This window comes from Actinomyces sp. MRS3W (genome assembly GCF_032465695.1).
In the GTDB taxonomy this organism is placed as follows: domain Bacteria; phylum Actinomycetota; class Actinomycetes; order Actinomycetales; family Actinomycetaceae; genus Actinomyces.
In genome coordinates this window covers 1-5,938 of record NZ_JAWDJJ010000028.1, presented here as the reverse complement: position 1 = coordinate 5,938, position 5,938 = coordinate 1, and the positions used below count along the sequence as shown (strand labels likewise).

At 72.5% G+C, this 5,938-nt stretch carries 4 protein-coding genes; all 4 read left to right on the top strand.

The window, feature by feature from the left end:
• A partial coding sequence (locus tag RWX45_RS00790) for a cytochrome d ubiquinol oxidase subunit II (protein ID WP_316021892.1) occupies positions 1 to 680 on the top strand: 680 nt, incomplete at its 5' end.
• 171 nt (positions 681 to 851) lie between these two features.
• On the top strand, positions 852 to 2,555 hold the full coding sequence (gene cydD / locus RWX45_RS00785) for a thiol reductant ABC exporter subunit CydD (RefSeq protein WP_316021891.1): 1,704 nt from the start codon (positions 852 to 854) through the stop codon (positions 2,553 to 2,555).
• The gene (gene cydC, locus RWX45_RS00780) at positions 2,552 to 4,378 is read left to right on the top strand and encodes a thiol reductant ABC exporter subunit CydC (protein ID WP_316021890.1); all 1,827 of its coding nucleotides are present in this window, start codon (positions 2,552 to 2,554) and stop codon (positions 4,376 to 4,378) included. The genes cydD and cydC overlap by 4 nt, the downstream gene beginning before the upstream one ends.
• On the top strand, positions 4,371 to 5,938 hold a 1,568-nt coding region (locus tag RWX45_RS00775), incomplete at its 3' end, for a GAF domain-containing sensor histidine kinase (RefSeq protein WP_316021889.1). The genes cydC and RWX45_RS00775, both read left to right, overlap by 8 nt.

The window sequence follows — 5,938 nt, the reverse complement described above, 5'->3', positions numbered from 1 at the left end:
GCGGCGGGGTGGTGCCCGCCGCGGAGGTTCCCGCCGGTTCGCTGCTCGCCGGCGCCTCCCACCTGGTCACCGGCGGGTTCTTCAGCCTCATCACGCCCTTCACGCTGCTCGGCGGCGCCGCCACCTGCCTGCTGTTCCTCACTCACGGCGCCCTGTTCACCGCGTTGAAGACGGCCGGCGACCTGTCCGTGCGGGCCGCTGCCTTCGCCCGCAGGTCCGGACTCGCCTCCACGGCCGTGGCCGCCATCTGGGGAGTGTGGGCGACGCGTTGCTCGGCCACCGCCTGGGTCTGGCTGCCCCTGGCCGCAGCGGCGGTCTCGCTGGTCGGCTCCCTCATCTGCTCCTACCGGGGCTGTCAGGGACTCGCCTTCAGCCTGCACTTCGTGGCCATCGCCGCGGTGGCGGCGCTCATCTTCACCGCCATGGCGCCCGACCTCATGCGCTCCTCGATCGACCCCGCCTACTCGCTGACGATCACCCAGGCGGCCTCCGCCGACACGACGCTCCTCATCATGACGGTGGTCGCCGTCGTCTTCCTGCCGGTCGTGCTCTTCTACACGATCTGGGGCTACCGCACCTTCTCGGCCCGCATCAACGCCGAGAGAATCAACCCCGACGTCGGGGGCCTGCACCCGACCCGGGTGCGCGACTCGGCCCAGCCCGAGGCCGTCGGCCACTGACCGCCGCCCGCCCCTTCACCGAAACCGGCACTAATAACGTGCCGAAACCGGCACAAATGACGTGCCCTCACCGGCCCTCGTGCCGGTCGCGCCCGAGGGCCGGACCGTACCGGGACCACAGTCCCAATCTGCCACTATCCTGATGGGGTGAAGCCGTTGGACCCCCGCCTCATGCGCTACGCACGCGCGGCCCGGCGCTACATCGTCACCACCGCGGCCACGGGCACGGCGACGGCGTTGCTCGTCGTCGCCCAGGCCTATCTCATCTCCCACGCCATCGCCCCCGTCATCACGGGCGAGGCAGCCGCACAGGCCGTCCGCGGCACGGTGTTGTTGCTGGCCGGGGTGATCGCCGCCCGCGCCCTGGTGCTGTATGCACAGGAGTCGCGCGCCCACCGGGCGGCCGTCGACGTCACCATCGACCTGCGCCGCCAGGTCTTGCAGCGGGCCGCCGCCCTGGGGCCGCGCTGGAGGGCGCTCCACGGCGCCGACACCGCCACCCTGCTGACCCGTGGCCTGGACGACCTTGAGCCGTACTTCACCCGTTACCTGCCGCAATTGCTGCTGGCCGCCACCGTCACCCCGGCCACCGGCCTGGTGCTGCTCACCCAGGATCTGCCCTCCGCCGTCGCCGTGGCCTGCACCATCCCGCTCATCCCGGTGTTCATGATCCTCATCGGCAGGCTCACCCAGAAGCACTCCGAGCAGCGGTTGCGCACCATGGAACAGCTGGGCAGCCAGCTCCTCGACCTGCTGGCGGGCCTGCCCACGCTCAAGGCGCTGGGCCGCGAGGCCGGCCCTGCACGGCGGGTGCGCGAACTCGGCCGCGCCTACAACGCCACCACCATGTCCACCCTGCGCGTGGCCTTCCTGTCCGGGGCCGTGCTGGAGTTCATTACGACCCTGTCGGTGGCGATCATCGCGGTCGAGGTCGGCTTCCGGCTGCTGTACGGGCGCATGGATCTGGCCACGGGACTGCTGGTCATCATGATCACCCCGGAGGTCTATCAGCCCCTGCGCCAAGTGGGCTTCCAGTTCCACGCCTCCACCAACGGGGTGGCCGCCGCCGAGGCGGTGTTCGCGATCCTGGAGGCGCCGACGCCGCCGCAAGGCACGCTGCCCGCCCCCGACCTGCGCACCTGCAACATCGAGTTGGACGACGTGTCGGTGGCGGCCCGCGGCTCCTGGGCGCCCGCAGGTTTAAGCGCCGTCATCCGCCCGGGCCGAGTGGTGGCGCTCACCGGCCCCTCCGGGACGGGCAAGACCACCACGTCCCAACTGCTGCTGACGCTGCTGCGCCCGGACCGGGGCCGCATCCGGGTGGTCGCCGACGACGGGCGCACCGTCGACCTGGCTGACATCGACCCCGTCTCCTGGTGGGAGCAGGTGATCTGGGTGCCGCAGCGCCCGGTCATCCTGCCCGGCACGCTCCTGGACAACCTCGTTGAGGCCCAGCCGCCAGCCCGCCCGGCCTCCGCCCAGCCGCCAGCCAGCCCGGCCGATTCCACCGCCCCGGTCCCGCACGCCGTCGCCCGAGCCGCTGCGGCCACCGGCTTCGACCACGTGGTCGCGGCCCTCCCCGACGGCTGGCACACCCGCGTCGGTCAGGGCGGTGTCGGCCTGTCCGTCGGACAACGGCAGCGTCTGGCCCTGACCCGGGCACTTGCCGCCACGGCGCCACTTGTGCTCCTGGACGAACCCACCGCCCACCTCGACGCCGCCAGCCAGGCACAGGTTCTCGACGCCGTCACCGCCCTGCGCGAAGCCGGCCGCACCGTCGTCGTCATCGCCCACCGGGAGGCGCTGGTGGCGCTGGCCGACGACGTCGTCACCGTCGTCTCCCCTCCCGCCGCCGCAGCCGGAGGTGAGCGATGAACCTCGCGCTGACCTCCTCGGAGCGCCACGCGCTGCGCCGCGCGGTGGCTCTGCTCAACCTCAGCGGTGCCCGCTTCGCCGGCTCGGTCGTCCTCGGCTCCCTGGGGCTGGCTAGCGCGGTGGGCCTGTCGGCGGTGGCGGCCTGGCTCATCGCCCGTGCTTCGCAGACCCCCGACGTCGTTGCCCTCGGGGTTGCGCCCGTCGCGGTGCGGCTGTTCGGCATCTCCCGCTCCGTGCTGCGCTACTGCGAGCGCCTGCTCTCCCATGACACGGCACTGGCCGGCATGAGCGCACTGCGCACCCGCCTGTACGAGATCCTGGCTGCCGCGCGCACCGACACGGTTGCCGGCCTGCGCCGCGGGGACGTCCTGACCCGGGTCGGCGCCGACGTCGACGCCGTCGGTGACCTGGTGGTGCGCTCTCTGCTGCCGCTGGGGGTGGCCGTTGTGCTCGGGACGGCCACCAGCCTCGGGTTGGCGCTGGTGTATGCCCCCGCTGGCATCATCCTGGCCGTTTGCCTTCTGCTGTCCGGCGTGGCCGGCCCGCTGGTGACGATCCGGGCGGCCCGGGCCGCCGAGCTCGCCCGCCAGGAGCAGGCCGCCGACCTGTCCGCTACCGTCATGACCGGCCTTGACGGCGCCGACGAGCTCAACGTCTCCGGTTCCATGCCGCGCCTCATGAACAATCTGGCCGGGTTGGAGGCGCATCTGGCCGCCACCCGGGATCGGGCCGCCCGGCCGGCAGCGCTCGCCGCCGTCATCGACACGGTGGCGATGGGGCTGGCGGTGCTCGGCAACACGCTCGTGGGAACCCAGGCGGTGACCGACGGCCGCCTGGCCCCAGTGTCGCTGGCCGTCATCGCCTTGGTGCCGCTCAGTGCCTTTGAGGCGTCTGCCGCGCTGGGCCCGGCCTCCGTTCAACTGGTGACCTCCGCCGGTGCGGCAGTGCGCATCGTCGCCCTCATTGAGGACGCCGAGGCGAGCGCGACGGATCTGCCCGCCCCGCACCCGCTGCCCGCCGTCGTCGACGGCCCCCGCCTGCGGGCCCGGAACCTGGCGGTCGGCTGGCCGGGCGGACCGATCATCGCCGCCGACATCGACCTCGAGCTGACCCCGGGACGGCGCCTGGCGGTGGTGGGGCCGTCAGGCATCGGTAAGACCACGCTGCTGCTCACTCTGGCCGGGCTGCTGGAGCCGCGCGGCGGCGAACTGACCCTCGACGGCGTCGCTCCCTGGGGCGCCGAGCGGACCGAGGTGGCCGGGCGCGTCACCCTGACTGCGGAGGACGCGCACGTCTTCGACACCACCGTTGTAGAGAACCTGCGCGTCGCCGACGGCGCACTGACCGGTGCCCGGGCGGTGGCACTACTGCAGCGCGCCGGACTCGGCAACTGGTTCGCCGCTCTGCCCGACGGGCTGGCCACCCACCTGGGATCGGGGGCAACCACCATCTCCGGCGGAGAGCGCCGGCGCCTGTTGCTGGCCCGGGCCCTGGCCGCGCCGGCACCTCTTATGCTGCTGGACGAGCCCGGTGAGCATCTCGACGTCGCTACCGCGGATCGGCTGATCGGGGACCTGCTGGCCGCCGGCGTCGCCGCCCGTGACCCGGCCGGGGCAACCGCGGACCCGGCCGCGCGGGGCGTGCTTGTCGTCACCCACCGGCTGTCGGCGCTCGGCGCCGCCGACGAGGTTCTCATACTGGGCCGGCCGGACCATGCCACCCCCGATGCGCCCGCCACCGTGCTGCGACGCGGCACCCATGCTGAGCTCGTCGCCACCGACCCCGACTACCGTTGGTCCCTGGAACAGGAGACACATGTCTGACACGACCATGACCACGCCCCCGTCCACGGCCCTTGCACCCACGCCCGCAGACGCCGCCGGGGCCGACGCCGCCGGGGCCGGCAGCAGCGTCGGCCTGTTCCGCGCCGCGCTGCGGTTGACGAGTTCGCTCAAGGTGCCCGAGGCGCTGCGTCGGCTGGTGGACTCCGCCTGCGCGCTGACGGGCGCCGCCTGGGGGACGATCGCCGTCCCCGGGCACCCCGACCCCGCCACCTCGCTGACCACCGGCACCGCCACCGCCTCCGCCGAGGAGTTGGCGAACATGCTGGTGGGCGCTCCTGTGACCGGACCGGAGGAGTCCGGCGTCGTCATCCGCAACCTGCCGGCCGGGGCCGAAGGCCCGGGACGCTGTGGCTGCGTCCTGTCCGCCCCGGTGCGGGTCCACGGGCAGATCTACGGACGCCTGTATCTGTGCGACAAGCGCGGCGGGTTCACCGACGCGGATGTCACCGCGGTGCTCACACTCGCCGAAGCCGCCGCCGTCGCGCTGGAAAACGCACGCCTGTACCGGGAGGCCCGTGACCGGGAGCAGTGGATGGCGGTCTCCCAGGAGCTGACCACCCTGCTGCTGTCCGGCGCCGACGAGGACGACGCGCTCACCCTCATTGCGCGTCGCGTGCGCGAAGTCGCTCACGCGGACACCTCCGCCCTGGTGCTGCCGAGTGTGGGCGACACCTGGATCTGCGAGATTGCCGACGGCGAGCACGCCGACGAGCTCATCGGCACCTTCTTCCCGCCCGAGGGCCGCGCCCTCAAGACGTTGACGCACCAGACTGGCCTCATTGAGGACTCGCTGGCCGACGCGTGGGGGGCCGCGGACCTGCTGGTCGAGGAACTCATGCAGTTCGGTCCGGCCCTGTACGCGCCCATGATTCACCGCGGCAGCGGTGTGGGGGTCATGCTGTTGCTGCGCGCCCAGGGCGCCGAGAGGTTCACCCAGCAGGACCTGGAGATCGCCGAGCTGGTGGCCGGGCAGGCAACCATGGCTTTTGAGCTGGCCGACGCTCAACATGCGGAGGAGATGGCCACGCTGCTGGATGAGCGCGCCCGCATCGGCCGTGACCTGCATGACCTGGCCATTCAGCAGCTGTTCGCCACCGGTATGCAGATCTCCGCGGCCCGTGACCGGCTGCGTGAGGAGGGCGCCGCCAGCGGCATGGACATGTCGGTGGCCTGCGAGGCGCTGGATGCCTCCCTGGTGGCGGTCGACGACTCGGTGCGGCAGATCCGCTCGATCGTGCGCTCGCTGCGGGACCGGGACGAGGACGTGAGCGTGGTGGAACGGCTGCGTCGGGAGGCCTCACTGGCGCGCACCTCGCTGGGCTTCGCCCCCTCCCTCATCCTCACCGTCGATGGTCATGGCCTCGCGCAGGCGCAGCGGGACCGGGAGGACGAGCTCATCGGCATGATCGACTCCGCGGTCGACCCGGACCTGGCCGACGATATCGTCGCGGTTGTGCGGGAAGGACTGTCGAATGTGGCCCGGCATGCCAAGGCCTCCTCGGTGACCGTCGACGTCAAGCTCGAGGGCCTGCTCCCCGC